Genomic DNA, 26645 nt, shown 5'->3' with positions numbered 1-26645 from the left:
ACAATGTTACATACTATTTCAGGCAAGTCTGATTTCCGTTTTTTATCTCATTAACTAAAATCACATACTATATTGATTTATATAAAAATTTATTGATTACGTTTCTTTACCTTAGTGTAATCGATTACACAGCCGTGATTACAATCACATTTTTTTGCTACGCACTCCCCTACTCTAAGCAGCGACAGAATCAATAACTCAACTGGAGGGCGTTATGCCTGACAACAAAAAACAAGGGCGCTCGAACAAAACGATGACGTTCTTTGTCTGTTTCCTCGCCGCACTGGCCGGCCTGCTTTTTGGCCTTGATATCGGCGTCATTGCGGGTGCCCTACCCTTTATTGCCAACGAGTTTCAGATTACCGCTCACACTCAGGAATGGGTGGTGAGCTCCATGATGTTCGGCGCCGCGGTCGGTGCGGTCGGCAGCGGCTGGCTCTCCTTCAAGCTGGGCCGCAAGAAAAGCCTGATGATCGGCGCCATCCTGTTCGTTGCCGGCTCGCTGTGCTCCGCCGCCGCGCCGAACGTTGAAGTGCTGCTGATTTCCCGCGTACTGCTCGGCCTGGCGGTAGGCGTCGCCTCCTACACCGCCCCGCTGTATCTCTCGGAAATTGCGCCGGAGAAAATTCGCGGCAGCATGATCTCGATGTATCAGCTGATGATCACCATCGGTATTCTCGGCGCCTATCTGTCGGATACCGCGTTTAGCTACAGCGGCGCATGGCGCTGGATGCTCGGGGTCATTATCATCCCGGCCATTCTGCTGCTGATTGGCGTCTTCTTCCTGCCGGACAGCCCGCGCTGGTTTGCCGCTAAACGCCGCTTTGTCGACGCTGAGCGCGTGCTGCTGCGCCTGCGTGATACCAGCGCCGAAGCCAAACGTGAGCTCGATGAAATCCGTGAAAGCCTGAAGGTTAAACAGTCCGGCTGGGAGCTGTTTAAAGAGAACAGCAACTTCCGCCGCGCGGTGTTCCTCGGGGTCCTGCTGCAGGTGATGCAGCAGTTCACCGGGATGAATGTCATCATGTACTACGCGCCGAAGATCTTTGAGCTGGCGGGCTACGCCAACACCACCGAGCAGATGTGGGGCACGGTTATCGTCGGCCTGACCAACGTGCTGGCGACCTTTATCGCGATCGGCCTGGTTGACCGCTGGGGCCGTAAGCCAACGCTGATCCTCGGCTTTATCGTCATGGCCGTCGGCATGGGCGTGCTGGGCAGCATGATGCATATCGGCATTCACTCCACGACCGCGCAGTACTTCTCCGTGCTGATGCTGCTGATGTTTATCGTCGGCTTTGCAATGAGCGCAGGCCCGCTGATCTGGGTCCTGTGTTCAGAAATTCAGCCGCTGAAGGGCCGCGATTTCGGCATCACCTGCTCCACGGCCACCAACTGGATTGCCAACATGATCGTCGGTGCGACCTTCCTGACCATGCTGAACTCGCTGGGCAGCGCGAACACCTTCTGGGTCTATGGCGGCCTGAATATCCTGTTCATCTTCCTGACCCTGTGGCTGATTCCGGAAACCAAAAACGTTTCGCTGGAACATATCGAACGTAACCTGATGAAGGGCCGTCCGCTGCGTGAAATCGGCGCTCGCGACTAGTCATCACCGCGCTTCCTCCCCCCGCGGGAGGAAGCTTCTTCTTGCTCTCCTCTCCTCGCCGCACTATCCTCTGGCGCTATGAAGACACCCCGAATTCCCATCGCTACGCAGCAGGCCGTAATGCGCAGCCTGCGGGAAAAACTCGCCCTCGCGAACCTCAAGCTTGAGCGCCGCTATCCGGAACCCGCGCTGGTCTATCAGCAGCGAGGAACCTCCGCCGGCACCGCCTGGCTGGAGAAGAATGAAATTCGCCTCAACCCGGTGCTGCTGCTGGAGAACCAGCAGGCGTTTATCGATGAGGTCGTGCCGCACGAGCTGGCGCACCTGCTGGTGTGGCAGCATTTTGGACGCGTGGCGCCGCATGGCAAAGAGTGGAAGTGGATGATGGAAAGCGTGCTGGAAGTGCCGGCCCGCCGCACCCACCGCTTCGAACTGGACTCCGTGCGGCAGAATACCTTCCCCTACCGCTGCCAGTGCCAGCAGCACCAGCTTACCGTTCGCCGTCACAACCGCGTGACGCGCGGCGAAGCCACCTACCGCTGCGTTCGCTGCGGCGATCTGCTGGTCGCCGAAGAGTAAATATCGGCTATAACTGGAAATTTTCTGATCTGACTGATTGCATCTGACAATCGCATTCGCTACGTTGCGGGCTCTTTTTGACACGGAGTTCACGATGTCCCGTACTCATATTTTTGCCGCAGCGCTTTTGACTGCGGCCTTTAGCGGTCAGGCTATGGCCGAAGGGATCCACAGTTTTTCCCAGGCAAAAGCCGCCGGAGTGAAGGTTAACGCCGATGCCCCCGGCGACTTCTACTGCGGCTGCAAAATCGACTGGCAGGGTAAAAAAGGCATTATCAATCTACAATCCTGCGGCTATAAAGTGCGTAAAAACGAAAACCGCGCCAGCCGCGTCGAGTGGGAGCACGTCGTCCCGGCGTGGCAGTTTGGCCACCAGCGCCAGTGCTGGCAGGATGGCGGGCGTAAAAACTGCGCCAAAGATCCGGTTTACCGCAGGATGGAAAGCGATATGCACAACCTGCAGCCGGCGGTTGGCGAGGTCAACGGCGACCGCGCTAACTATATGTACAGCCAGTGGAACGGCGGCGAAGGCCAGTACGGCCAGTGCGCGATGAAGGTCGATTTTAAAGAGAAGGTCGCCGAGCCGCCGGTGCGCGCGCGCGGCGCGATTGCGCGGACCTACTTCTATATGCGCGATAGCTATCAGCTCACCCTTTCCCGTCAGCAAACCCAGCTGTTTACCGCCTGGGATAAGACCTACCCGGTCACCAGTTGGGAGTGCGAACGCGATGAGCGTATCGCTAAAGTTCAGGGCAACCACAATCCTTACGTCCAGCAGGCTTGCCAGGCGCAAAAGAGCTAACCTACACTAGCGGCAATTGTTAATTTGCAGGTCCCGCTATTCTCCCGCTGCGGCGGGGAACCGGGGCCTGCGCGAAGAACGGAATATCAAGCATGCGCACTCCCCGCATCCACCACCCCGAACCGATTATCGTCGGCAGCCAGATAGCCCTTTCCGACGACGCGGCGAACCACGTTGGCCGCGTACTGCGAATGGGTAAAGGCCAGGCCATTCAGCTTTTTGACGGTAGTAATCAGGTATTTGAAGCCACAATCGTCGACGCGGGCAAGAAAAATGTGACGGTTGAGATTGTCAGCGGCGAGCGTGACGACCGCGAATCGCCGCTGCATATTCACCTCGGTCAGGTCATGTCGCGCGGCGAAAAGATGGAATTCACCATCCAGAAATCGATCGAGCTCGGGGTAAGCCTCATTACGCCACTGTTTTCCGAGCGCTGCGGGGTTAAACTGGATGCCGAACGCTTGCAGAAAAAGATCCAGCAGTGGCAGAAAATCGCCATTGCCGCCTGCGAGCAGAGCGGCCGCAACGTGGTGCCAGAGATTCGCCCGGCCATGCAGCTGGAAGCATGGTGTGCGGAGCAGGATGATAGCCTGAAGCTGAACCTGCACCCTCGCGCCAGCGCCAGCATTAACACGCTGCCGCTGCCGGTCGAGCGCATTCGTCTGCTGATTGGCCCTGAAGGAGGGCTGTCAGCGGAAGAGATCGCGATGACCGCTCGTTACCAGTTTACTGATATTCTGTTGGGACCGCGCGTTCTGCGTACAGAGACAACTGCGCTAACCGCCATTACCGCGCTACAGGTGCGTTTTGGCGACTTAGGTTGAAGCGTTAACGGAGAATAATAATGATCAAGCTCGGCATCGTGATGGACCCCATCGCAACCATCAACATCAAGAAAGACACCAGCTTCGCCATGCTGCTGGAAGCCCAGCGTCGTGGCTACGAACTCCATTATATGGAGATGAACGACCTGTACTTAATCAACGGCGAAGCCCGCGCCCGTACGCGCACGCTGAGCGTCGAGCAGAATTACGACAAGTGGTACGAGTTCAGCGGTGAGCAGGATCTGCCGCTGGCTGATCTCGACGTGATTCTGATGCGTAAGGATCCGCCGTTCGATACCGAGTTCATTTATGCCACCTATATTCTCGAGCGCGCGGAAGATAAGGGCACGCTTATCGTCAACAAGCCGCAGAGCCTGCGCGACTGTAACGAGAAGCTGTTTACCGCCTGGTTTGCCGACCTGACGCCAGAAACGCTGGTCACCCGCAACAAGGCGCAGCTGAAAGCCTTCTGGGAAAAGCACGGCGATATTATCCTCAAGCCGCTGGACGGCATGGGCGGTTCCTCTATTTTCCGCGTGAAAGAGGGCGATCCTAACCTGCCGGTGATTGCGGAAACGCTGACCGATCTGGGCAGCCGCTACTGCATGGCGCAAAACTATCTGCCGGCCATCAAGGACGGCGATAAGCGCGTGCTGGTCGTCGACGGCGAGCCGGTTCCCTGGTGCCTGGCGCGTATTCCGCAAGGCGGAGAGACGCGCGGCAACCTGGCCGCCGGCGGTCGCGGCGAAGCCCGCCCGCTGACCGAGAGCGATTGGGAGATTGCCCGCCGCGTCGGCCCTACGCTGAAGGCCAAGGGTCTGATTTTCGTCGGTCTGGATATCATCGGCGATCGCCTGACGGAAATTAACGTCACCAGCCCAACCTGCGTACGCGAGATTGAGGCCGCCTTCCCGATCTCCATCACCGGGATGCTGATGGACGCCATCGAGAAGCGCCTCACTAAGTAATCAGCGGCTTGTAGATGAGCCAGCTTGCATCAACAAAAGCTTAAGAGTAAAAGGGCCAACGCCCCTTTACTCTTTTGTTCTCTTGCCCTTTGCTCTTTGCTCCTTGTTCTTCGCTTTTTACTCTTCGCCCTTTTCGAACCGATAATCGGCCAAACTGATTCAACGAAAGATTTCGCGCTACGGGAAGGCGGCGACGCAGCGAGCGCCCGGGAGCATAGTTTACTATGTGACCGGGGCGAGCGAGGAAGCCAACGCCCCCGTAGCGTGAAAGATAAAGTTGAATCGACAGGGCAGCACTTTGCCCGCATACTGGGTGCTGCTTTTTGAACCAGGAACAGAACCTCTGCCAATGAATTTACAGCATCACTTTTTGATTGCCATGCCTGCGCTTCAGGACCCCATATTCCGCCGCTCCGTGGTTTATATCTGCGAGTACAACGATGACGGTGCCATGGGTATTATCGTCAACAAACCGCTGGAAAATCTGCAGATTGACGGGATCCTCGAGAAGCTGAAAATTGTCGCTGAGCCGCGCAATCCCGATATTCGTCTCGATAAGCCGGTCATGCTTGGCGGCCCGCTGGCGGAAGATCGCGGCTTTATTCTGCACTCGCCGCCCTCCGACTTCTCTTCCAGCATCCGTATTTCCGACAATACCGTGATCACCACGTCGCGAGACGTGCTGGAAACTCTCGGTACCGATAAACAGCCGAGCAACGTTCTGGTCGCGCTGGGCTACGCCTCCTGGGAAAAGGGACAGCTGGAGCAGGAGCTGCTCGATAACGCCTGGCTCACCGCCCCGGCGGATCAGAATATTTTGTTTAAAACACCGATTGCCGATCGCTGGCGTGAAGCGGCAAAACTGATTGGGATCGATATTGTGACGATGCCCGGCGTTGCGGGGCACGCGTAATGAGTGGAACCTTACTGAGCTTTGATTTTGGAACCAAAAGCATCGGCGTCGCGATTGGACAACGCATTACCGGCACCGCCCGCCCGCTTCCTGCGCTAAAAGCACAGGATGGGAAGCCGGACTGGAACGTTATCGAAAAGCTGCTGAAAGAGTGGCAGCCGGAAGCTGTTATCGTCGGCCTGCCGCTGAATATGGACGGCACCGAGCAGCCGCTAACCGCGCGCGCGCGCAACTTCGCCAATAAAATTCACGGCCGCTTCGGGGTCAAGATAACCCTGCACGATGAGCGTCTGAGCACGGTGGAAGCCCGCGCGGGGCTCTTTGAGCACGGCGGGTTTCGCGCCTTGAATAAAGGCAGCGTCGACTCAGCCTCGGCGGTGGTTATTCTGGAAAGCTACTTCGAGCAGGGTTTTTAAACCCCGACATGATGGCGCCGAGCCGGCGCCATCATCGTGACGACTTAGTGACGACCTAGTGACGGAGATGCTCGTTAGCCCAGCTCACCGCCTGAGTACGATTCTTCACGCTCAGCTTGCGAAAGACGTTATAGAGATGAGTGCGCACCGTATTCTCACTAATGAACAGCGCCCGGGCAATATCCATATTGGTCGCACCGCAGCGCAGCTCATTTAAGATCTCACATTCCCGTTCCGTAAGCGGCGAGCTTTCCACCGGCACCGATGCATGATTCGCAGCGTACATCGCCGGATGCATCACGCTCAGCTCAGCCGTCTGTTCGCCGTTCAGCACGGCCTTCACGCCCTCAATTAAACGCGAGACGTCATCGTCATGGCGGAAGACGCCGTAGAGCGCGGGCCACTGCGCCATCTCATAGAGCTCATACTTTTGTGCGCTGTTGATAATCAGCAGGCGCGGGTTCTCTGCGTGCGATCGAATAATATCTCGCCACACGCCGTTCAGTTTTTTATTCGACACGGCAATATCAAATAATATTACACAGTCTTTCGCTAAACGCTGCGTCAGGGGCTTATTGATATTATGCAGAGTCACTGCGATCGATAGGGTTTCCGCCAGTCCGCTGACAAAAGACTTACTCTGAATCGAGGGATGAGTAATAAAGATAATCTGACGAGAATGGGCGCAATTACCTGATAAATTAATCACTTAAAACTCTCCTTAGCAAACATCCACCATCATGGTGGTTAAATGAATTAAAAACAAAAAATCACATATTCATTAATAAACTGAAATAAGTTTACATATTAAAACAATATTTCATGGGAATCATCCTATCCCCACAAACAGCATAAGGTGAATTCATTAAAAGTGTCAAAAGATAATCTTATTTTTTTCCCATTTCTGCGAGGATAATGCCTAAGCAAATTCCTGGCACTCATTATTTTGACGTAGTCATTTACGCTTACCTATATTTAAAATCAATATCAAAGAACATTAATAAAACATTACGATAACAACAAACTGGCATGATGACTGGATATTAAACCTCCGGCTACAGGCGACCGGAGGAGACACGCTGTTGAAAACTTTGCGTAAAAGTCTGCATTCCGCTCTGCTGTCCGGTCTGCATAACGCCGGGCAGCTGATGGGTTTTACCTTCGCGGATCAAATTAGCCACCGCTGGGGTATTTACCAAAAGCTCGAATAGCGCAACTCTACCGCCAGATATATCCGGTAATAATTTTTGTGCCAGTACGGCGCATAAACTTCCCGCCAGCTGGCCGCGAACCTGCTCTTTTTCCTGAGCAGGAAAAACGTCAACCAGACGCTCCACCGCCTGCGCGGCGCCGCGGGTATGCAGCGTGGCCATCACCAGGTGCCCGGTCTCCGCAGCCGTCAGCGCCAGGCGGATGGTCTCGCTGTCGCGCAGCTCGCCCAGCAGAATGACGTCCGGGTCCTGGCGCAGCGCCACCCGCAGCGCCGCCGCAAACGACGGCGCGTGGCGGCCAATTTCACGCTGCTGGACCAGGCAGCGCTCGCTGCCATGGACAAACTCCACCGGATCTTCAAGGGTCAGGATATGGCCGTCGAGGCGCTGATTGAGATAGCCAACCATCGCCGCGAGGGTGGTCGATTTACCGCTGCCGGTCGCGCCGGTCACGAGGATCAGCCCGCTCTCTTCATTGAGCAGCTCGGCTATCGCGGCGGGAACGCAGAGCTCATCAAGCCGCGGACAGGCTTCCGGCAGCAGGCGCAGCGCCAGCGATAGCCCGCGCGTGTGGGCAAATGCGCTGGCGCGAAGGCGCGGCCCGCCGGGTAGCGCCAGCGCGAAATCAACCTGTCCGCTGGCCTGCCACTGCGCCTGCTGATCGTTATTGAGCCACTGCGCGAGTATTTTGCCGATCTCCGGCGACGTGAAGGGCGCGGGCTCCAGCCTCCCCTGACGACGCCAGCGCGGCGCCGAGGCATTGCACAGGTGTAGATCGGAGACGTTATGCTTTACACTAAGGGCCACTATTTCTTCCAGCTCCATAACTCATCCTCGGAATATGAACGATATTGCGCATAACCTGGCACAGGTCCGGGACAAAATCTCAGGCGCTGCCGCTCGCTGCGGCCGCTCGCCAGAAGAAGTTACGTTGCTTGCAGTCAGTAAAACCAAACCTGCGAGCGCGGTCGAAGAAGCGGTGGCTGCCGGTCAGGTGGCTTTCGGTGAAAACTACGTTCAGGAAGGCGTGGAAAAAATTCGCCACTTTCAGGATGCCGGGGTTCACCATCTGCAGTGGCACTTTATTGGCCCGCTGCAGTCCAACAAAAGTCGTCTGGTAGCGGAGCATTTCGACTGGTGCCACACCGTCGACCGGCTGAAGATCGCCGCCCGGCTTAGCGAGCAGCGTCCGGCGCATCTGCCGCCGCTTAACGTGTTGATTCAAATTAATATCAGCGACGAGCAAAGCAAATCAGGGATCCCACCTGAGGAGCTGGATGCGCTGGCGGCAGAGATCGATGTCCTGCCGAATCTGCAGCTACGCGGATTAATGGCCATTCCGGCCCCTGAGTCAGAGTATGTAAGGCAGTTTGCCGTCGCCCAACAAATGGCGGTAGCATTTGCGCGGCTTAAGGCGCACTACCCTGCGGTCGATACGCTGTCTCTGGGAATGTCGGATGATATGGAAGCCGCTATCGCGGCGGGAAGCACTATGGTGCGCATCGGTACCGCAATCTTCGGTGCGCGCGACTACAGCAAAAATTAAGGAATCTGAGGAACGCCATGAAGACGTTGACTTTCCTGCTTTCAACGGTCATTGAACTCTACACCATGATCATGTTGTTACGCGTCTGGATGCAGTGGGCACGCTGCGACTTTTACAACCCCTTCTCGCAGTTTGTGGTGAAGGCAACCCAGCCGGTGGTTGGGCCGCTGCGCCGTATTATCCCGGCTCTGGGGCCGCTCGACAGCGCCTCGATGCTGCTGGCCTTTATTCTCTGCGTCATCAAAGCCATCGTGCTGTTTATGGTGGTCACCTTCCAGCCAATCATCTGGATTTCCGCGCTGCTGATCCTGATTAAGACTATCGGCCTGCTGATTTTCTGGGTGCTGCTGCTGATGGCGATTATGAGCTGGGTAAGCCAGGGCCGCAGCCCGGTTGAATACGTGCTGATGCAGCTCGCCGACCCGCTGCTGCGTCCTATTCGCAAGCTGCTGCCGTCCATGGGCGGTATCGACTTCTCGCCGATGGTGCTGGTTCTGCTGCTGTACGTGATTAACATGGGCATTTCCGAGCTGCTTCAGGCGACCGGTAACGTTCTGCTTCCGGGGCTGTGGATGGCGCTATGAGTGCCGTCGAAGCCTGCGCTGACGGGCTGGTTTTGCGGCTGTATATTCAGCCCAAGGCCAGCCGTGATAGCATCGTTGGTTTACATGGCGACGAGCTCAAAGTCGCCATTACCGCCCCGCCCGTTGATGGTCAGGCAAACGCCCATCTGATTAAGTTCCTCGCCAAACAGTTTCGCGTCGCGAAAAGCCAGGTGCTTCTTGAAAAAGGCGAACTGGGCCGGCACAAGCAGATAAAAATCATTAACCCGCAACAGATCCCGACTCAGGTCGCGGCGCTGACAGAATAAGAGCCTGGCTCTAAACAGGATTAATCATGCAAAAAGTTGTTCTCGCCACCGGCAACGCCGGAAAGGTCCGCGAGCTGGCCTCGCTGCTGGAAGATTTTGGTCTGGATATCGTTGCTCAAACCGAGCTGGGAGTCGACAACGCCGAAGAAACCGGGCTGACGTTTATCGAAAACGCCATTCTGAAGGCGCGCCATGCCGCAGAGATTACCGGCCTGCCGGCGATTGCCGATGACTCCGGCCTGGCGGTCGATGCGCTAGGCGGCGCGCCGGGGATCTACTCCGCGCGCTACTCCGGCGAAGGTGCCAGCGACCAGCAGAACCTGGAAAAGCTGCTCGTTGCCCTGCACGACGTTCCCGACGATAAGCGCCAGGCGCAGTTCCACTGCGTGCTGGTCTACCTGCGCCATGCCGCAGACCCAACGCCGATTGTTTGTCACGGCAGCTGGCCCGGCGTGATTGCCCGCAGCGCGGCAGGCAGCGGCGGCTTTGGCTACGATCCTATTTTCTTTGTTCCGTCCGAGGGGAAAACCGCGGCGGAGCTGAGTCGTGAAGAAAAAAGCGCGATATCCCACCGCGGGCGCGCGCTGAAACTGTTACTGGAAGCATTACGTAATGGCTAACTTGCCACCTCTGAGCCTGTATATTCACATCCCGTGGTGCGTGCAGAAGTGCCCGTACTGCGATTTTAACTCGCACGCGTTAAAGGGCGAGGTGCCGCACGACGACTATGTGCAGCACCTGCTCAACGATCTGCGGGCCGACGCACACTATGCCCAGGGCCGTGAAATCAGGACTATTTTTATCGGCGGCGGTACGCCTAGCCTGCTCTCCGGGCCGGCGATGCAGACGCTGCTCGACGGCGTTCGCGCCTGCCTGCCGCTGGCCGCCGACGCCGAGATAACCATGGAGGCCAACCCCGGCACCGTGGAAGCCGATCGCTTCGTTGAGTATCAGCGCGCGGGGGTTAACCGGATCTCCATCGGCGTGCAAAGCTTTAGCGAAGCAAAACTGCAGCGTCTGGGACGTATTCACGGCCCGGACGAGGCGAAACGCGCGGCGCATCTGGCCACCGGCCTCGGCCTGCGCAGCTTCAACCTCGACCTGATGCACGGCCTGCCGGACCAGTCTCTGGATGAAGCGCTGGACGATCTGCGCCAGGCCATTGAGCTCAACCCGCCGCACCTGTCGTGGTATCAGCTAACGATTGAGCCGAATACCCTGTTCGGCTCCCGTCCGCCGGTGCTGCCGGACGACGATGCGCTGTGGGATATTTTTGAGCAGGGGCATCAGCTGCTGACGGCGGCAGGCTATCAGCAGTATGAAACCTCCGCCTACGCCAAACCCGGCTACCAGTGCCAGCACAATCTTAACTACTGGCGCTTTGGCGACTACCTCGGCATCGGCTGCGGGGCGCACGGTAAGGTGACCTTCCCTGACGGACGCATTCTGCGTACGGCAAAAACGCGCCATCCCCGCGGCTACATGGAAGGCCGCTACCTTGAGCGTCAGCACGACGTCGAGGCGACGGATAAGCCGTTCGAGTTCTTTATGAACCGTTTCCGCCTGCTGGAAGCCGCGCCGCGCGCCGAGTTCAGCCGCTATACCGGCCTTGATGAGAGCGTGATTCGCCCGCAAATTGCCGCCGCCATCGCCCAGGGCTACCTGGCTGAGGATGCGCACTGCTGGCAGATAACCGAGCACGGCAAGCTGTTTTTAAACTCGCTGCTGGAGCTGTTCCTGAGCGAAGATTAAGCATCCGGGCGGCCCTTCGCCGCCCGTTTTTTCCCGCACGATCCCCTCTTCTCACCCTCGTTTTTCCCTCCGCGCTTCGGTCAAAGCGCCTGCTCCTTTTTTATTCAGATCTTTGCAGCCAATCACAAATACACATCGATATTTTTCCATTTCTTGACTCCTTTTTTGCGCGGTGGTAATCCTGCTTCATCGGTTGAGCAAATGTAAAACCGAAGTATCCTACATGTGAATTATTGGTAACTCTTATTAAAAAAGTCTTTATGACGTCGGCCCATGCCGGCGGGCTCAAGCATATAAAAAAGAGGGTAAGACAATGAATTACCGCAATGTTTTTATCGCACTTGCCACAATATCCGCCGGCATTACCGCTTCAGCACAGGCAGCGGAATCCGCCACGGTCGCCTTTTTAATGCCCGACCAGGCATCGACGCGCTACGAGCAGCATGATTTTCCGGGCTTCAAGGCGGAGATGAGCAAACTGTGCGCCGACTGCAAGGTCATTTATCAAAACGCCAACGCCAGCGCCACCCTGCAGCAGCAGCAGTTCAACTCGGTGATTGCCCAGGGCGCGAAAATCATCGTTCTCGATCCGGTGGACTCTTCCGCCGCCGCTGCGCTGGTCGCCAACGCCCAGGCGCAGGATGTCAAAGTGATCGCCTACGATCGCCCCATCCCGGCGAAACCGGCAGATTTCTACGTCTCGTTTGATAACGAAGGGATTGGCTATGCCATCTCTAAATCCTTAACCAGCCATCTGAAAGAGAGCGGCGTGCCGCAGGATGCCGGCGTGCTGCAAATCAACGGCTCCCCTACCGACGCGGCGGCGGGACTGATCCGCGACGGTATCCACCGTGGCCTGAAGGAGTCGGGCTACAAAACCCTCGCAGAATTTGATACGCCGGAATGGGCGCCGCCTAAAGCGCAGGAGTGGGCTGCCGGGCAGATAACCCGCTTTGGTGACAAAATTAAAGGCGTGGTTGCCGCCAACGACGGCACCGGCGGCGGGGCGATTGCCGCCTTCAAAGCCGCTGGCGTACAGCCGTTACCGCCGGTCACCGGCAATGACGCCACCATCGCCGCGCTGCAGCTCATTATTGCCGGCGACCAGTACAACACCATCTCCAAACCGTCGGAAATCGTCGCGGCGGCGGCGGCGAAAGTGGCCGTTGAGTTTATTCAGGGTAAGAAGCCGCAGGCCAGCACCACCCTGTACAACACCCCTTCGCAGCTCTTCACCCCGGCGGTGATCACCGCGAAGAATATTAAAGCGGAAATCTTCGATAAGAAGATCCAGACCTACGCTCAGGTTTGTACCGGCGAATACGCCGCAGCCTGCCAGAAGTTAGGCATCGAAAAGTAATTTTGCCCACGCGCCCGTCATCCAACGGCGGGCGTAGTTTCGCAATAGTTGAGGTCTCTTCCATGTCGCAAGAACAAGAGAAAATATCCACGGCCGGGCAGCCGATCCTGAAGCTCAGCAACGTCTCTAAACACTTTGGCGCCGTCTGCGCCCTGGCGGATATCGAGCTGGAGGTCCACGCCGGGGAAGTGGTGGCGCTGGTGGGCGATAACGGCGCGGGAAAATCTACGCTGGTCAAAATCCTCGCCGGCGTGCATCAGCCTACCGATGGCACCATTGAGTTCGACGGCAGGGTCGTCACGCTTGATAGCCCGGGAAAAGCGCTGGAATACGGCATCGCCACGGTTTTTCAGGATTTAGCCCTGTGCGAAAACCTGGATGTGGTGGCCAACCTGTTTTTAGGCCAGGAGATCTCGCCTTTACAGCTGGATGAGGTCGCCATGGAGGTGCGGGCGTGGACGCTGCTGCAGGAGCTGGCGGCCCGAATTCCGTCGGTGCGCGAACCCATCGCCTCGCTCTCCGGCGGCCAGCGCCAAACCGTCGCCATTGCCCGCTCCCTGCTGATGAATCCAAAAATCATCATGCTGGATGAGCCAACCGCCGCCCTCGGCGTCGCCCAGACGGCGGAAGTGCTCAACCTGATCGAGCGCGTTCGCGAACGCGGCCTCGGCGTCATTATTATCAGCCATAACATGGAAGACGTGCGCGCGGTTGCCGATCGCATCGTGGTGCTGCGCCTCGGACGCAATAAGGGGATCTTCACCCCCGACGCATCCAACCAGGATCTGGTCGCCGCCATTACCGGCGCAACGGAAAATGCCGTATCGCGCCGCGTTGAACGTAAATCACAGTTAAGTTCTTCGGGAGTGATTTAATTTTATGAACAGCAAGACAGAAACCCGCCCGGCCCTGGATCGCAGCGATGAGCGCGTCCAGCACAACGATGGTCTGTTCGGCGTGGTGCGTGCGCAAATCAACCGTATCAAGACCGGCGATCTCGGCACCGCCCCGGTGATTGCCGGGCTGATCGTTATCTCCCTGGTGTTTACCTGGCTCAACCCGGTGTTTATTGCGCCGAATAACCTGGTAAACCTGCTTTTTGACTGCGCCACCGTAGGCTTTATCTCGCTGGGGATCGTCTGCGTGCTGATGCTGGGCGAAATCGACCTTTCCGTCGGCTCGATGAGCGGTCTGGCCTCGGCGATTGTCGGCGTCCTGTGGGTCAACGCAGGCTGGCCGGTCGCCGCGGCTATTGGCGTCGCGCTGCTGTGCGGTATCGCCGTCGGCCTGATTTACGCCCTGCTCTACAACCGCGTCGGGATGCCGAGCTTCGTGGCGACGCTCGCCGGCCTGCTGGCGCTGCTCGGGATGCAGCTGTACATTCTCGGCCCCAGCGGCAGCATCAACCTGCCCTACGCTTCGCCGCTGGTTCGCTTCGGCCAGCTGATGGTCATGCCGGACTGGTTCTCGCATACCATGGCGCTTCTACCCGGCCTGGCGCTGCTGACGTTTGGCGTTAAAACCCGCGTACGGCGCCTGCAGGCTAACCTCTCCGCGGAGTCCGTCAGCTCGCTGCTGCTGCGCGCGGTGCTGCTGACGGTGATTTTTGAGGCCGCCGTTTTCTACCTCAACCTGGGTCGCGGCGTGCCGTGGATTTTCGGTCTGTTTGTCGCGGCGGCGATGGTGCTCAACTATGCGCTGAAGCGGACAAAATGGGGACGCTCGATGTTTGCGGTCGGCGGCAACCGCGAGGCCGCGCGTCGTTCGGGGATTAACGTCAGGGCCATTTACGTCAGCGCCTTTGTGCTCTGCGCGACGCTGGCGACATTCGGGGGGATTCTGGCGGCTTCACGCCTGGCCTCAGCCAGCCAGCAGGCCGGTACCGGCGACGTTAACCTCAACGCCATCGCCGCGGCGGTGATCGGCGGCACCAGCCTGTTTGGCGGGCGCGGTAGCGCCTGGTCCGCACTGCTGGGGATCATCGTGATTCAGTCGATTTCGAACGGTCTGACGCTGCTGAATCTGCCCTCATCGCTGCGCTATATCATTACCGGCTGCGTGCTGGCGATTGCGGTGATTATCGACTCGCTGGCCCGCCGCTCGCGCGTATCGCACGGACGTGCCTGAATCGGGACGATTAAAGAGAATAGTGCGCGGCTCGGGCGTTACGGGCCGCGCAATGAATAGGTTATTTCAGTGAACTCACCAGCGTCTTGCGGCTATCTTCAAGGGAAACCACCCGGCTGCAGACGTCTTTGCCGAACTGCTGGAAATCCGCTTCCTGGTTCTTCCACTCTTCCTGAATCGCCGTTTGCAGGCCGCCAAGGCTGCCGAGGATCCCCTGCAGCGGGTTACCGCCGCCCTTGAGAACCGCCTTCGCGCCCATTTCGTTAATGCTGTCCTGCAGGATGCCGCCCATCGCCTGATTGACCAGCTGCTGGCCGTCGGCGCGGACCTGATCGATCGCTTTATAATGGAAGGTCAGTCCATCGCTGCGGCGTTCAATAATACGATTCATCTGCGTTTTTAGCTGCGCGTCCAGCTTGGTCAGACGACCGTGCATGCTGCTGCTGGTTCCCACCTGTTCGGTGATGATTTTATCCAGCGCCTTGCGGCCTTTTTCAACCCGCGCGCGGGCGCCGTCGTCAATCCACGGCAGGCTGCTGCGCAGGCCGGCCTGATAATCCTGAGCCTGCTCGCGCTGGGCCGCGTTCAGGGGATACTGTTTTCCGTTATAGGTCAGGCTGCCGTCCGGCATAATCACCAGATCGCCGTTCTCCCCTTTCACCTGCACCTTCTGCGGGCTGAGGATCACGTCGTCGCGCGGCGTGACGCTACACTGGTAGTCCGCATGCGCGGTCAAAGCGGTGACGGACAGCGCCACCGCCAGCAGCGTTTTGCGCATCATAAAGCTCCCTTCAGACAAAACGGGTCGGCAATTGCCGACCCTCGTCAAACTTAGTCCCACCAGATGTCAAAAAGTTCGCTGGTGCGCACGTCAGCAAGCTGACGCTCTTCCAGCCACTTGCGGACAATGGCCTGATGCTCTTCGGTACATTTACCGATTTCCTGCAGGCAGATCAGACCTTCCCAGGAGAGGTAGCCGCTGCCGTCAAACGCCAGCTTGTTCGGCTCGATCACTTCATTGATCAGGTCATTCACGGTCTGGTCGATATGCTCTTCGCTGCTCCCGTCCGGGAAACGCCAGGCGACGGAGAAGCCCACTTCCTGAAACTCGTCGATATGCATTTTCTTACGCAGACGACGGCTACGATTCTTTGCCATTATTTCACCCTCTCGAACATTAAGTCCCATACGCCGTGGCCAAGACGATGGCCACGCTGTTCAAATTTGGTTACCGGGCGCGATTCCGGGCGCGGTACATAGTCGTTGCTTTCCGAGCGGTTGCGGTAGCCGTCGAGCGACGACATCACTTCCAGCATATGCTCGGCATACTGTTCCCAGTCGGTCGCCATATGGAAGACGCCGCCGAGCTTGAGCTTGCTTTTAACCAGTTCAGCAAACGGCGCCTGCACGATGCGGCGTTTATTATGCCGCGCTTTATGCCACGGGTCCGGGAAAAAGAGCTGCACCATATTAAGGGAGTTATCCGCGATCATGGTGTGCAGAACTTCGACCGCATCGTGACACATCACGCGCAGGTTTTGTACACCCTCTTCCTCAGCGGAAGCAAGGCACGCCCCGACGCCCGGAGAGTGTACTTCAATCCCGAGGAAATTCTGCTCCGGTTTCGCCTTGGCCATCGCGACCAGCGAGGAGCCCATGCCAAAACCGATCTCTAAGGTGACCGGCGCCTCGCGGCCAAACAGCGAAGCTAAATCAAGCGGCGCATCGGTGAACTCAACGCCCATCACCGGCCAGATATTATCCAACGCGTGCTGTTGCCCTTTGGTCAGGCGGCCCTGGCGGCGGACGAAGCTACGAATGCGGCGCAGAGGGCGGCCGTTTTCATCAAACTCCGGAGATATGACGTCGTTTTTCATAAAGGTTAGGTCTGCTTGTGAATGTGTTCGGAAAACGGGCATTATCCAAAGTTACCCGACGGATGCAAGGGTTTACAGCCTCTCGCCCTTGTGCTGCAATCTGCCACCCTGTTATCGCAATTCCGGAGCTGCAGCTTTGACTTTTCTCGCCGCGCAATTTTCAGCCCAGGTGCTGGAGTGGTACGACAAATACGGGCGTAAAACCCTGCCATGGCAAATCGGCAAAACGCCCTACAAAGTATGGCTCTCCGAGGTGATGTTGCAACAAACGCAGGTGGCAACGGTAATCCCTTATTTTGAACGCTTTATGGCGCGTTTCCCAACGGTTATCGATCTGGCCAACGCCCCGCTGGACGAAGTCCTGCATCTGTGGACCGGCCTCGGCTACTACGCCCGGGCGCGTAATTTACATAAGGCGGCGCAGCAGGTGGCCAACCAGCACGGCGGCGAATTCCCGCAGACCTTTGACGAAGTGGCCGCCCTGCCCGGAGTCGGACGCTCGACGGCGGGCGCCATTTTATCGCTCTCTCTTGGTAAGCATTTTCCGATTCTCGACGGCAACGTGAAGCGCGTGCTGGCCCGCTGCTATGCGGTCAGCGGCTGGCCGGGGAAAAAAGAGGTAGAGAAGCAGCTTTGGGGGATTAGCGAAGAGGTGACGCCGGCCAAAGGGGTCGAACGTTTTAACCAGGCGATGATGGATCTGGGGGCGATCGTCTGCACCCGCTCGAAGCCTAAATGCGAGCTGTGCCCGCTGAATAACGGCTGCGAGGCCTACGCCAATAATTCATGGACTCAATATCCCGGCAGGAAACCGAAGCAAACTATTCCGCAACGCACCGGCTATTTTCTGCTGATGCAGCACGGCGACGAGGTGTTTCTCGCCCAGCGCCCGCCGGTAGGGCTGTGGGGCGGATTATTCTGTTTTCCGCAGTTTGAAGATGAAGAGACGCTGCGCGAGTGGCTGGCACAGCGGCAGATTCAGGCCGATAATCTGACGCAGCTGACCGCGTTTCGCCACACTTTCAGCCATTTCCACCTGGATATTGTGCCGATGTGGCTTACAGTGCACTCATCAGGCGCATGCATGGATGAAGCTGGCGCACTCTGGTATAACTTAGCGCAGCCGCCGTCAGTCGGTCTGGCGGCTCCCGTGGAACGCCTGTTGCAACAGCTTAAGGCCGGGGCGCTGGTATAGCGTTCAGGCCAATTAAAGAGGATTAATCATGAGCAGAACTATTTTTTGTACTTTCCTGCAGCGCGAAGCGGATGGCCAGGATTTCCAGCTCTACCCGGGCGATCTCGGCAAACGCATCTATAACGAAATCTCCAAGGAAGCCTGGGCCCAGTGGCAGCACAAGCAGACCATGCTGATCAACGAGCAGAAGCTCAACATGATGAACGTAGAGCACCGCAAACTGCTTGAGCAGGAGATGATTCAGTTCCTGTTTGAAGGGAAGGATGTGCATATCGAAGGCTATACGCCGCCGGAAAAACGGTAAGAGCCTGACGGCTTTTACCACCACCAACACAACGCACACTCCCGGAATGATGAAAAAATATTTAGCGCTAGCGCTCATTGCGCCTTTGCTCGTTTCGTGTTCCAGCTCGAATAAAAAGGGCGCCGGGTATGACGAAGCGTGGGTAAAGGACACCAACGGTTTCGATATCCTGATGGGCCAGTTCGCCCACAACGTCGAAAATATTTGGGGTTATAACGAAGTCCTGCTCGCCGGGCCGAAAGACTACGTTAAATATACCGACGGTTATCAGACCCGTAGCCACATCAACTTTGATGAGGGTACCATTACCGTCGAGACTATCGCCGGTACCGATCCCACCGGCCGTCTTCGTCAGACCATCATCAAAACGCTGCTGATGGGCGACGATCCGGGCTCCATTGACCTCTACTCCGACACCGACGATATCCAGATTTCGAAAGAGCCGTTCCTCTACGGTCAGGTGGTGGACAATCACGGCGATCCGATTCGCTGGGAGTGGCGCGCGTCGCGTTACGCCGACTATCTGCTGCAGACGCGGCTGAAGAGCCGCAGCAACGGCCTGCGGATCATTTACAGCATCACCATCAACCTGGTGCCGAACCACCTCGATAAGCGCGCGCATAAGTATATCGGTATGGTGCGCCAGTCGGCGCGGAAGTACGGCATTGACGAGTCGCTGATCCTGGCGATTATGCAGACCGAATCCTCCTTTAACCCTTACGCCGTCAGCCATGCCGACGCGCTGGGCCTGATGCAGGTCGTCCAGCACAGCGCCGGGAAAGACGTTTTCCGCTCCCAGGGGAGATCGGGCCTGCCGAGCCGCAGCTTCCTGTTCGATCCGGCCAATAATATCGACACCGGGACCGCGTATCTGGCGATGTTGAACAACGTCTACCTCGCCGGCATCGACAACCCTACCTCGCGACGCTACGCGGTGATCACCGCCTATAACGGCGGCGCGGGGAGCGTACTGCGGGTCTTCTCCAGCGATAAGGTCCAGGCGGCCAATATCATTAACAGCATGACGCCGGGCGACGTCTACACGACGCTCACCACCCGCCACCCCTCAGGGGAATCCCGCCGCTACCTGTATAAAGTCAACACGGCGCAGAAGTCCTACCGCCGCAAATAGGGTCTTTACCCTCTACCCGGCTCTCGGCACGCGCGAGAGCCGGGATCGTCTCGTGCCATTTCACCGTGCGCCATACGAAAACGTTATTTGCATCACAATCTAATCTGCAAATTAATATGGATTGCATTTATTTGCGGAAGGTAACAAAACATGATGCCGCTTGCTGATAGAATTTCATCAAATCGTAGTCCTGAATGTAACCATAACAACAGCTCCCCCGCTTACTCGTGAGGAAAATAACATGAACCTTAAGCTGCAGCTTAAAATATTGTCGTTTCTGCAGTTCTGCCTGTGGGGTAGTTGGCTGACTACGCTAGGCTCCTATATGTTTGTGACGCTTAAGTTTGACGGAGCGTCGATCGGTGCCGTTTACAGCTCGTTGGGTATTGCGGCCGTGTTTATGCCCACGCTGCTGGGTATCGTGGCGGATAAGTGGATCAGCGCCAAGTGGGTCTATGCGCTATGTCATCTGGTCGGGGCGGGGACGCTGTTTATGGCGGCCCAGGTCACCACGCCGGGCGAGATGTTCCTGGTTATTCTCCTCAACTCGCTGGCCTATATGCCAACGCTGGGGCTGATTAACACCATTTCCTACTATCGTCTGAAATCCGCCGGCATGGATATCGTCACCGATTTCCCGCCTATCCGTATCTGGGGAACCATCGGTTTTATCATGGCGATGTGGGCCGTCAGCTTCGCCGGCTTCGAGCTAAGCCATATGCAGCTTTATATCGGCGCAACGCTCTCCGTCGTGCTGGCGCTGTTCACCCTGACGCTGCCGCATATCCCGGTCTCTAACCAGCAGAAAAACCAGAGCTGGAGCACCATGCTGGGCCTGGACGCATTTGCCCTGTTCAAAAACAAACGGATGGCGATTTTCTTTATCTTCTCCATGCTGTTAGGCGCAGAGCTGCAGATCACCAACATGTTCGGTAATACCTTCCTGCACAGCTTCGACAATAACCCACTCTTCGCGGGCAGCTTTATTGTCGAGCATGCGTCGGTAATGATGTCGATTTCCCAGATCTCCGAAACCCTGTTTATTCTGACCATTCCGTTCTTCCTGAGCCGCTACGGCATCAAGAACGTCATGCTGATCAGTATCGTGGCGTGGATGCTGCGCTTCGGCCTGTTCGCCTACGGCGACCCATCGCCGTTCGGCACCGTGCTGCTGGTTCTGTCGATGATTGTCTACGGCTGCGCCTTCGACTTCTTCAACATCTCGGGTTCGGTGTTTGTCGAGAAAGAGGTGAGACCGGAAATTCGCGCCAGCGCCCAGGGGATGTTCCTGATGATGACCAACGGCTTCGGCTGTATTCTTGGCGGCGTAGTGAGTGGGAAAGTGGTGGAGATGTATACCACCAACGGTATCACCAACTGGCAGCCGGTATGGCTTATCTTCGCCGGATACTCGCTGGTTCTGGCCTTCGCCTTCGTCGCGCTGTTTAAATACAAGCACGTCAGACAGCCTGCCGCCGTCCAGCAGAGCGCCTGATAACAGCCCGGCGGCGCAACGCCTGCCGGGCTACAAAATGCCACGCCCCGCGCTCGCGCCGGGGCGTTTTTTTATGCCTTCAGCACGTTGCCGTACAGCCGCTTAATGCCGTCAGGATCCGTTTCGCTGTAGACGCCCTGCAGCTCCGGCGAGAAGCCGGGCAGCATATTGACGCCCTCCTCCAGCGCGAGGAAGTAGCGCAGCACCGCTCCGCCCCACACTTCGCCCGGCACCACGCACAGCACCCCCGGCGGATACGGCAGCGCCCCCTCAGCCGCCACGCGGCCTTCGGCCTCGCTCAGGCGCACGAGATCAACGTTACCGCGGATAAACTCGCGGTTCGCGTCCTGCGGATTCATCACCACCCGCGGGAAGCTCCGCTTGCGGAACATCTCTTTTTGCAGATCCTTAACGTCGAAACTGACGTACAGATCGTGCATCTCCTGGCACAGCTCGCGGATAGTGTAATCACGATAGCGCACCGGATACTTGTTAAAGATGGTCGGCAGCACGTCGGCCAGCGGGGTATCGGCTTCGATATGCTGTTCAAACTGCGCCAGCATCGCCACCAGCTGCGCCATTTTTTCAGCGCTCTCGGCCGGGGTCAGCAGGAACAAAATCGAGTTCAGATCGCACTTCTCGGGCACAATGCCGTTCTCGCGCAGGTAGTGCGCCAGAATCGTCGCCGGGATCCCGAAGTCGGTATATTCGCCGCTTTGCGCGTCAATGCCCGGCGTGGTCAGCAGCAGCTTGCAGGGATCAACGAAGTACTGATCGCCCGCATAGCCCTCAAAGCCGTGCCAGCTGGCGCCCGGCTCAAAGCTGAAGAAGCGCCGCTCGCGGGCGATGGCTTCGGTCGGATGATCCTGCCACGGACGCCCGGCCACCGTCGGCGGAACAAAGGGCTGAATCATCTTACAGCGGGCAAGGATCGCCTTACGCGCTTCGATACCCAGCGCCACGCACTCTGCCCACAGCCGGCGGCCGCTTTCGCCTTCATGAATTTTGGCATTCACGTCGAGCGCCGCAAACAGCGGGTAAAACGGGCTGGTTGACGCGTGCAGCATAAAGGCGTTATTCAACCGCTTGTGCGGGCAGAATCGTGCCTGACCGCGCAGGTGGTTATCCTTCTTGTGGATCTGCGACGTTTGCGAGAAACCGGCCTGCTGTTTGTGCACCGACTGGGTGACAAAAATGCCCGGGTCTTCCGGCGTCAGATCGAGCAGCAGCGGCGAACAGTCGGCCATCATCGGAATAAACTGCTCGTAGCCGACCCAGGCGGAATCAAACAGGATGTAGTCGCACAGGCGGCCAATCTTATCCACCACCTGACGGGCGTTGTAGACGGTCCCGTCGTAGGTGCCAAGCTGAATCACCGCCAGGCGAAACGGCCGCGGCGCATCGGCCTTCTCCGGCGCCACTTCACGGATCAGGTTACGCAGATAGCCTTCATCGAAGCAGTGGTCATCGATGCCGCCGATAAAGCCGAACGGGTTGCGCGAGGCCTCCAGGTAGACCGGCGTGGCCCCGGCCTGAATCAGCGCGCCGTGGTGGTTGGATTTGTGGTTATTACGATCAAACAGCACCAGGTCGTCGCGGGTGAGCAGCGCGTTGCTGACCACCTTATTCGCCGCCGAGGTGCCGTTAAGAACGAAATAGGTTTTGTCGGCGTTAAACACCTTCGCCGCGAACTTCTGCGCATGCTTGGCGGAGCCTTCGTGGATCAGCAGGTCACCCAGCTTGACGTCGGCATTGCACATATCGGCGCGGAAGACGTTCTCACCAAAGAAGTCAAAGAATTGACGGCCCGCAGGGTGTTTTTTAAAAAACGCCCCGTGCTGATGCCCCGGACAGGCAAAGGTGCTGTTGTCCATCTCGACGTACTGAGTCAGGGTATTAAAGAACGGCGGCAGCAGGTTGTCTTCATAGCGGCAGGCGGCCGCTTCCAGCTCCAGCCACTCCTGCTCTTTGCCGCTCATCACCGCCGCGACGCCGTCTGGCTTTGCCATTTCATTTTCGCTTAGCAGATAGACCGGCAGGTTAAACCCGCTACGCTTAAGTAGAGAGAGGATGCCGCTACGGCTGTCCGCTGCGGTAATGACGACTGCCGCCACATCGGTAAAATCAGTACTGTCCAGCGCCACCACGCGACGGTGGGTGGACAGATGGGGGACCAGCTCGCAGCTGGCGGCAATGTGCATTGATTTCATTAGCGCGAATACCCGTTTCCGGAGAGTAAAAGGCCTCAGACAAGGCCTTCACGCCTTGTCCAACGAAATGTCAGGGTCCGACTGGATTCCAGCTCCGACCACCCGACATCAGTAAAAGCAGACCGGGTCCGCTTTTACTGTTGTCCTGCAGTGAGCATACGCTGCCTTCACCGCATGAGGGGAAGAGGATCGAGACTAAGAGTAGCAAGATGAGGCGGCTTGCGCATCCGCGCACGGCGGCAATGCGTTGGTGATGCGGTCATCCCGGCGGCCTCATAGTTGAAGAGAAGAAAATTCGCGCAATAATGTCACCTTTGCCATACCCAGGCAAGATGAATTGCATATGCAGTCATACCACGGATCCACAAGCGTTTACGCCGTGACAGGTTCATAATAATGCACTTATTAGGGATAATTAACGGGAGCACACTGTGGTTACAGGGCCTTTTATTAACGCCGGTGCGGTGCTGTTAGGCGGCATTATTGGCGCACTTTTAAGCCAGAGATTGCCGGAGCGCATCCGCACATCGATGACCTCTATTTTTGGCCTCGCCTCTTTGGGTATCGGTATTTTATTAGTGATTAAATGCGCCAACCTGCCGGTGATGGTGCTCGCCACCCTGCTGGGCGCCCTGCTTGGCGAAGTGTGCAATATGGAGAAAGGGACCAACGCTTTGGTCGGCAAGCTCCAGCAGATATTCTCGCCCAAGGGCAAGCGGCGGATTGCCGCCCATGACTCTTTTGTTCAGAGCTACGTCGCGATTATCGTGCTGTTCTGCGCCAGCGGCACCGGGATCTTCGGCGCGATGCGCGAAGGCATGACCGGCGACGCCAGTATCCTTATTGCCAAAGCGTTCCTCGACTTTTTCACCGCCACCATCTTTGCCTGTTCTCTCGGCATTGCCGTCGCGGCGATAAGCTTCCCGATGCTGGCTATTCAGCTCACCCTGGCGGCATGCGCGGCGTTAATTATGCCTTTGACGACCCCGATGATGATGGCTGATTTCAGCGCCGTTGGCGGAATGCTGCTGCTGGCGACCGGGCTGCGCATCTGCGGTATCAAGATGTTTGCGGTGGTCAATATGCTGCCGGCGCTGGTGCTGGCCATGCCGCTATCGGCAGCCTGGAGCCTCTTTTTCGCCTGAAGGTGCGTGCTTTTAATGCAATGTGGTGATAGATTGTCCATCCTGCGTTGATTTGATGAAATTTCGTTGACGCAGCGAGGCGAATCGGTTTTAATGCGCCCCGTTGCCCGGATAGCTCAGTCGGTAGAGCAGGGGATTGAAAATCCCCGTGTCCTTGGTTCGATTCCGAGTCCGGGCACCACTATTTAAAGAACCCGCCCAAAAGGCGGGTTTTTGCGTTTCTACAGCCGGACTCTCCATCGAACTGCGTTCGATTATTCGCCGCCAGCGGCTCACCCCTTCGGGGCCGGCGCGACAGGCGCGCCGTTCAACGCCTTCGGCGTTAGTCCGAGCCGGGCACCACTATTTAAAGAACCCGCCCAAAGGCGGGTTTTTGCGTTTCTGCAGCCGGGCTCTCCATCGAACTGCGTTCGATTATTCGCCGCCAGCGGCTCACCCCTTCGGGGCCGGCGCGACAGGCGCGCCGTTCAACGCCTCCGGCGTTAGTCCGAGTCCGGCACCACTATTTAAAGAACCCGCCCAAAGGCGGGTTTTTGCGTTTCTGCAGCCGGACTCTCCATCGAACTGCGTTCGGCTGCTCGCTGCCGGTTACATCGGATTTTTAACCTCTTCCTTTTTTTTCATTGCCATCCCGGCGGCAGGTTTTTTCTCCTTCTTCATCTTGGTGCCTGGATGTTTATCCGCTTTCATCATGGTTGCGGAATGATTATCGGCCTCCATCATCGCGCCGGACTTCTTGTCTGCTTTCATCATGGTGGTCGATGACGTTTCGCTCGTTGAATCTGCCGCATAGCTCACCGCCACGGAACCCATAGCCCAGACGGCTGACAGTGCGAGAATAGCTAATTTTTTCATCCTGTTTTCCTCAGTTATTGTCGATATACCCGCGATACCATCACCGACTATCCGCCCCATCTGTTCCCCAAAGCCTCACGTAAGTTTAAATAAAATGTGATAGTTCAATCCCAGCAGAGGGAGTTGTGTAAGCTGCAGGAGTAGACGAGAAAACGGGAGTTAAATATGACAGGCGTAAGCGCAAAAAAAGTCCTGATCGTCGAAGATGATGCCGATATTGCCGACCTTCTCGCTCTTCACCTGCGTGATGAGGGCTATGACGTTACCCATGCCGACGACGGCAATAAGGGCGTCGACCTGCTGGAAAACAGCGGCTGGGATGCGCTGATCCTCGACCTGATGCTCCCCGGTATCGATGGCCTGGAGATCTGCCGTCGAGCGCGTAATATGGCCCACTATACGCCAGTCATTATTATCAGCGCCCGCGCCAGCGAAATACACCGCGTGCTTGGCCTGGAGCTGGGGGCCGATGACTATCTGGCAAAACCGTTTTCGATGCTGGAGCTGGTCGCCCGCATCAAGGCCCTGTTTCGCCGTCAGGAAGCGATGATCTGCGCTACCAGAATGGATGCAGGAATGTTGCGCTTTGCCGGCCTGGTTATCGATCCGATCGCGCGTGAAGTCCATCTGGACCGCAAACCGGTGGAACTTACGCCGCGTGAATTCGATCTGCTCTATTTTTTCGCCAAAAACCCCGGAAAAGTCTTCTCGCGCATGAGCCTGCTCAATCAGGTCTGGGGCTATCAGCATGAAGGTTATGAGCATACGGTCAATACGCACATTAACCGCCTGCGGATCAAGATAGAACGCAACCCGGCGGAGCCGGAGCGCCTGCTAACCGTCTGGGGAAGAGGGTATAAATTTGTCCTGCGGTCGAAACCGCAGCGTAAGAATCCGGCGATAAAAAATATCACTTCTCCCGACGCCCACCGATTCTCAGCCGACACAGATCTCGCCCCGGAGGGCAAACTGGCGTTCGCCGGCCGCAGAGGTCGAAACCGACAGAGCATCGACCTGAATGCCGCCGGAGAAGATGTCCCTCAGAAGGGAGCGTCAATTCATGGCATATCCGCAAGAGCGGCAGTTTGTTTTTGCCGGTTATACAGGCAGAGAGATTTCACCGTTTGCACCTTGCCTTTATCGACTCTTTTACCGGAAATAATAAGCGCCGAGTAGCCGACGTCATCACTAAAATCGATCCGCTGCCCGGCCACCTTTTTATGCGGCAGGTCGCTCTGCGCCAGGCAGGCGCGCTGGATGGTCTTATCAAATTCTTTCCACGCCGCCTCTGAGGAGGCAAATGCGCCTGCCGGCAGCAGTAATAGAGGAGCCAGGGCGATGAGTTGTAAGAGTTTCATAACGATATCTCCGATATAAGGGGGCACGTATCGGTGGCGTAAAGAGCGTGCCAACAATATAGCTCATCTTTTATTTCAACGGCCGCTGAGGTCGGA

General features: G+C 57.2%; 27 protein-coding genes, 1 tRNA gene and 1 pseudogene. 22 read left to right on the top strand and 7 right to left on the bottom strand.

Features of this window, described 5'->3' with window-relative positions; translation table 11 throughout:
* Positions 1-214: 214 nt before the first annotated feature.
* The 7 genes from HCK03_RS03910 to ruvX all read left to right on the top strand — a co-directional run bounded on the left by HCK03_RS03910 (position 215) and on the right by ruvX (position 6111).
* On the top strand, positions 215-1609 hold the full coding sequence (locus tag HCK03_RS03910) for a sugar porter family MFS transporter (RefSeq protein ID WP_041147194.1): 1395 nt from the start codon (positions 215-217) through the stop codon (positions 1607-1609).
* A gap of 78 nt (positions 1610-1687) precedes the next feature.
* Positions 1688-2188, top strand: a complete 501-nt coding sequence (locus tag HCK03_RS03905) for a SprT family zinc-dependent metalloprotease (RefSeq protein WP_041147195.1) — start codon at positions 1688-1690, stop codon at positions 2186-2188.
* 94 nt (positions 2189-2282) lie between these two features.
* On the top strand, positions 2283-2990 hold the full coding sequence (gene endA / locus HCK03_RS03900; protein ID WP_167691171.1) for a deoxyribonuclease I: 708 nt from the start codon (positions 2283-2285) through the stop codon (positions 2988-2990).
* A gap of 92 nt (positions 2991-3082) precedes the next feature.
* Positions 3083-3814, top strand: a complete 732-nt coding sequence (gene rsmE, locus HCK03_RS03895; RefSeq protein WP_076946674.1) for a 16S rRNA (uracil(1498)-N(3))-methyltransferase — start codon at positions 3083-3085, stop codon at positions 3812-3814.
* 20 nt (positions 3815-3834) lie between these two features.
* Positions 3835-4782 carry a glutathione synthase gene (gene gshB, locus HCK03_RS03890; RefSeq protein ID WP_167691170.1) on the top strand — a complete coding sequence of 316 codons (948 nt, stop codon included), beginning with the start codon at positions 3835-3837 and terminating at the stop codon, positions 4780-4782.
* A gap of 349 nt (positions 4783-5131) precedes the next feature.
* A complete protein-coding gene (locus tag HCK03_RS03885) occupies positions 5132-5695 on the top strand; it encodes a YqgE/AlgH family protein (RefSeq protein ID WP_041147199.1) in 564 nt (187 codons plus the stop codon).
* On the top strand, positions 5695-6111 hold the full coding sequence (gene ruvX, locus HCK03_RS03880) for a Holliday junction resolvase RuvX (RefSeq protein WP_167691169.1): 417 nt from the start codon (positions 5695-5697) through the stop codon (positions 6109-6111). The genes HCK03_RS03885 and ruvX overlap by 1 nt, the downstream gene beginning before the upstream one ends.
* Before the next feature lie 55 nt (positions 6112-6166).
* Here the strand turns inward: ruvX and HCK03_RS03875 are convergent, their stop codons facing one another.
* The gene (locus tag HCK03_RS03875) at positions 6167-6820 is read right to left on the bottom strand and encodes a LuxR C-terminal-related transcriptional regulator (protein ID WP_167691168.1); all 654 of its coding nucleotides are present in this window, start codon (positions 6818-6820) and stop codon (positions 6167-6169) included.
* A 346-nt stretch (positions 6821-7166) separates the two neighbouring features.
* Positions 7167-8147, bottom strand: coding sequence for a type IV pilus twitching motility protein PilT (locus HCK03_RS03870; protein ID WP_167691167.1), 981 nt, complete (start codon positions 8145-8147; stop codon positions 7167-7169).
* A gap of 16 nt (positions 8148-8163) precedes the next feature.
* On the opposite strand from HCK03_RS03870, the gene HCK03_RS03865 reads away from it, so the two are divergent.
* The 8 genes from HCK03_RS03865 to HCK03_RS03830 all read left to right on the top strand — a co-directional run bounded on the left by HCK03_RS03865 (position 8164) and on the right by HCK03_RS03830 (position 14978).
* On the top strand, positions 8164-8868 hold the full coding sequence (locus HCK03_RS03865; RefSeq protein ID WP_076946670.1) for a YggS family pyridoxal phosphate-dependent enzyme: 705 nt from the start codon (positions 8164-8166) through the stop codon (positions 8866-8868).
* Between the two features lie 17 nt (positions 8869-8885).
* Positions 8886-9452, top strand: a complete 567-nt coding sequence (locus HCK03_RS03860; RefSeq protein ID WP_041147204.1) for a YggT family protein — start codon at positions 8886-8888, stop codon at positions 9450-9452.
* Positions 9449-9739: a DUF167 family protein YggU gene (gene yggU, locus HCK03_RS03855; RefSeq protein ID WP_041147205.1), complete on the top strand. Its 291-nt coding sequence runs from the start codon at positions 9449-9451 to the stop codon at positions 9737-9739. Before HCK03_RS03860 ends, yggU begins: the two co-directional genes overlap by 4 nt.
* Positions 9740-9765: 26 nt before the next feature.
* Positions 9766-10359 (top strand): XTP/dITP diphosphatase, encoded by a 594-nt coding sequence (locus HCK03_RS03850; protein WP_076946669.1) that lies wholly within the window; start codon positions 9766-9768, stop codon positions 10357-10359.
* On the top strand, positions 10352-11491 hold the full coding sequence (gene hemW / locus HCK03_RS03845; protein ID WP_167691166.1) for a radical SAM family heme chaperone HemW: 1140 nt from the start codon (positions 10352-10354) through the stop codon (positions 11489-11491). The genes HCK03_RS03850 and hemW overlap by 8 nt, the downstream gene beginning before the upstream one ends.
* 313 nt (positions 11492-11804) lie before the next feature.
* The gene (locus HCK03_RS03840; protein WP_041147208.1) at positions 11805-12851 is read left to right on the top strand and encodes a substrate-binding domain-containing protein; all 1047 of its coding nucleotides are present in this window, start codon (positions 11805-11807) and stop codon (positions 12849-12851) included.
* Between the two features lie 62 nt (positions 12852-12913).
* A complete protein-coding gene (locus tag HCK03_RS03835; protein ID WP_041147209.1) occupies positions 12914-13726 on the top strand; it encodes an ATP-binding cassette domain-containing protein in 813 nt (270 codons plus the stop codon).
* A 4-nt stretch (positions 13727-13730) separates the two neighbouring features.
* Positions 13731-14978 carry a sugar ABC transporter permease gene (locus HCK03_RS03830; RefSeq protein ID WP_167691165.1) on the top strand — a complete coding sequence of 416 codons (1248 nt, stop codon included), beginning with the start codon at positions 13731-13733 and terminating at the stop codon, positions 14976-14978.
* A 61-nt stretch (positions 14979-15039) separates the two neighbouring features.
* On the opposite strand, the gene HCK03_RS03825 is transcribed toward HCK03_RS03830, so the two are convergent.
* From HCK03_RS03825 to trmB, 3 genes are read right to left on the bottom strand one after another with little or no spacing between them, the layout of a single operon-like run.
* Positions 15040-15759: a YggN family protein gene (locus HCK03_RS03825; protein WP_167691164.1), complete on the bottom strand. Its 720-nt coding sequence runs from the start codon at positions 15757-15759 to the stop codon at positions 15040-15042.
* Between the two features lie 50 nt (positions 15760-15809).
* Complete coding sequence (locus HCK03_RS03820) at positions 15810-16136, bottom strand: YggL family protein (RefSeq protein ID WP_041147212.1); 327 nt, start codon at positions 16134-16136, stop codon at positions 15810-15812.
* On the bottom strand, positions 16136-16855 hold the full coding sequence (gene trmB / locus HCK03_RS03815) for a tRNA (guanosine(46)-N7)-methyltransferase TrmB (RefSeq protein ID WP_041147213.1): 720 nt from the start codon (positions 16853-16855) through the stop codon (positions 16136-16138). The genes HCK03_RS03820 and trmB overlap by 1 nt, the downstream gene beginning before the upstream one ends.
* A gap of 136 nt (positions 16856-16991) precedes the next feature.
* Between trmB and mutY the strand changes: the two genes are divergently transcribed.
* The 4 genes from mutY to HCK03_RS03795 all read left to right on the top strand — a co-directional run bounded on the left by mutY (position 16992) and on the right by HCK03_RS03795 (position 20981).
* Positions 16992-18050: an A/G-specific adenine glycosylase gene (gene mutY, locus HCK03_RS03810; RefSeq protein WP_115191893.1), complete on the top strand. Its 1059-nt coding sequence runs from the start codon at positions 16992-16994 to the stop codon at positions 18048-18050.
* A 28-nt stretch (positions 18051-18078) separates the two neighbouring features.
* Positions 18079-18354, top strand: coding sequence for an oxidative damage protection protein (locus tag HCK03_RS03805; protein WP_041147215.1), 276 nt, complete (start codon positions 18079-18081; stop codon positions 18352-18354).
* A gap of 49 nt (positions 18355-18403) precedes the next feature.
* Positions 18404-19486: a membrane-bound lytic murein transglycosylase MltC gene (gene mltC, locus HCK03_RS03800; protein WP_041147216.1), complete on the top strand. Its 1083-nt coding sequence runs from the start codon at positions 18404-18406 to the stop codon at positions 19484-19486.
* Between the two features lie 241 nt (positions 19487-19727).
* Positions 19728-20981, top strand: coding sequence for a nucleoside permease (locus tag HCK03_RS03795; protein WP_041147217.1), 1254 nt, complete (start codon positions 19728-19730; stop codon positions 20979-20981).
* Positions 20982-21052: 71 nt separating this feature from the next.
* Here the strand turns inward: HCK03_RS03795 and HCK03_RS03790 are convergent, their stop codons facing one another.
* Complete coding sequence (locus tag HCK03_RS03790; protein ID WP_123551947.1) at positions 21053-23191, bottom strand: ornithine decarboxylase; 2139 nt, start codon at positions 23189-23191, stop codon at positions 21053-21055.
* Positions 23192-23622: 431 nt separating this feature from the next.
* Between HCK03_RS03790 and HCK03_RS03785 the strand changes: the two genes are divergently transcribed.
* Entirely contained in the window at positions 23623-24336 is a 714-nt protein-coding gene (locus tag HCK03_RS03785) for a DUF554 domain-containing protein (protein ID WP_115191891.1), read from the top strand.
* Positions 24337-24441: 105 nt separating this feature from the next.
* A tRNA-Phe gene (locus tag HCK03_RS03780) sits at positions 24442-24517 on the top strand.
* Positions 24518-24924: 407 nt separating this feature from the next.
* On the opposite strand, the gene HCK03_RS03775 is transcribed toward HCK03_RS03780, so the two are convergent.
* Complete coding sequence (locus HCK03_RS03775) at positions 24925-25191, bottom strand: hypothetical protein (RefSeq protein ID WP_167691163.1); 267 nt, start codon at positions 25189-25191, stop codon at positions 24925-24927.
* Positions 25192-25356: 165 nt separating this feature from the next.
* On the opposite strand from HCK03_RS03775, the pseudogene HCK03_RS03770 reads away from it, so the two are divergent.
* Positions 25357-26055, top strand: a pseudogene (locus tag HCK03_RS03770) (response regulator transcription factor); the annotation flags it as partial.
* Between the last annotated feature and the right edge of the window lie 590 nt (positions 26056-26645).

It is taken from the genome of Klebsiella terrigena, assembly GCF_012029655.1.
GTDB classification, from domain to species: domain Bacteria; phylum Pseudomonadota; class Gammaproteobacteria; order Enterobacterales; family Enterobacteriaceae; genus Klebsiella; species Klebsiella terrigena.
Note: the sequence above shows the minus strand (reverse complement) of the source record. Positions and strands in the feature narration are given on the sequence as shown.

Excerpts from the sequence above, each read along its gene's own strand:
- HCK03_RS03910 (WP_041147194.1), top strand. The coding sequence starts at position 215 with ATGCCTGACAACAAAAAACAAGGGCGCTCGAACAAAACGATGACGTTC.
- HCK03_RS03905 (WP_041147195.1), top strand. The coding sequence starts at position 1,688 with ATGAAGACACCCCGAATTCCCATCGCTACGCAGCAGGCCGTAATGCGC.
- endA (WP_167691171.1), top strand. The coding sequence starts at position 2,283 with ATGTCCCGTACTCATATTTTTGCCGCAGCGCTTTTGACTGCGGCCTTT.
- rsmE (WP_076946674.1), top strand. The coding sequence starts at position 3,083 with ATGCGCACTCCCCGCATCCACCACCCCGAACCGATTATCGTCGGCAGC.
- gshB (WP_167691170.1), top strand. The coding sequence starts at position 3,835 with ATGATCAAGCTCGGCATCGTGATGGACCCCATCGCAACCATCAACATC.
- HCK03_RS03885 (WP_041147199.1), top strand. The coding sequence starts at position 5,132 with ATGAATTTACAGCATCACTTTTTGATTGCCATGCCTGCGCTTCAGGAC.
- ruvX (WP_167691169.1), top strand. The coding sequence starts at position 5,695 with ATGAGTGGAACCTTACTGAGCTTTGATTTTGGAACCAAAAGCATCGGC.
- HCK03_RS03870 (WP_167691167.1), bottom strand. The coding sequence starts at position 8,147 with ATGGAGCTGGAAGAAATAGTGGCCCTTAGTGTAAAGCATAACGTCTCC.
- HCK03_RS03865 (WP_076946670.1), top strand. The coding sequence starts at position 8,164 with ATGAACGATATTGCGCATAACCTGGCACAGGTCCGGGACAAAATCTCA.
- HCK03_RS03860 (WP_041147204.1), top strand. The coding sequence starts at position 8,886 with ATGAAGACGTTGACTTTCCTGCTTTCAACGGTCATTGAACTCTACACC.
- yggU (WP_041147205.1), top strand. The coding sequence starts at position 9,449 with ATGAGTGCCGTCGAAGCCTGCGCTGACGGGCTGGTTTTGCGGCTGTAT.
- HCK03_RS03850 (WP_076946669.1), top strand. The coding sequence starts at position 9,766 with ATGCAAAAAGTTGTTCTCGCCACCGGCAACGCCGGAAAGGTCCGCGAG.
- hemW (WP_167691166.1), top strand. The coding sequence starts at position 10,352 with ATGGCTAACTTGCCACCTCTGAGCCTGTATATTCACATCCCGTGGTGC.
- HCK03_RS03840 (WP_041147208.1), top strand. The coding sequence starts at position 11,805 with ATGAATTACCGCAATGTTTTTATCGCACTTGCCACAATATCCGCCGGC.
- HCK03_RS03835 (WP_041147209.1), top strand. The coding sequence starts at position 12,914 with ATGTCGCAAGAACAAGAGAAAATATCCACGGCCGGGCAGCCGATCCTG.
- HCK03_RS03830 (WP_167691165.1), top strand. The coding sequence starts at position 13,731 with ATGAACAGCAAGACAGAAACCCGCCCGGCCCTGGATCGCAGCGATGAG.
- HCK03_RS03825 (WP_167691164.1), bottom strand. The coding sequence starts at position 15,759 with ATGATGCGCAAAACGCTGCTGGCGGTGGCGCTGTCCGTCACCGCTTTG.
- HCK03_RS03820 (WP_041147212.1), bottom strand. The coding sequence starts at position 16,136 with ATGGCAAAGAATCGTAGCCGTCGTCTGCGTAAGAAAATGCATATCGAC.
- trmB (WP_041147213.1), bottom strand. The coding sequence starts at position 16,855 with ATGAAAAACGACGTCATATCTCCGGAGTTTGATGAAAACGGCCGCCCT.
- HCK03_RS03805 (WP_041147215.1), top strand. The coding sequence starts at position 18,079 with ATGAGCAGAACTATTTTTTGTACTTTCCTGCAGCGCGAAGCGGATGGC.
- mltC (WP_041147216.1), top strand. The coding sequence starts at position 18,404 with ATGAAAAAATATTTAGCGCTAGCGCTCATTGCGCCTTTGCTCGTTTCG.
- HCK03_RS03795 (WP_041147217.1), top strand. The coding sequence starts at position 19,728 with ATGAACCTTAAGCTGCAGCTTAAAATATTGTCGTTTCTGCAGTTCTGC.
- HCK03_RS03790 (WP_123551947.1), bottom strand. The coding sequence starts at position 23,191 with ATGAAATCAATGCACATTGCCGCCAGCTGCGAGCTGGTCCCCCATCTG.
- HCK03_RS03775 (WP_167691163.1), bottom strand. The coding sequence starts at position 25,191 with ATGAAAAAATTAGCTATTCTCGCACTGTCAGCCGTCTGGGCTATGGGT.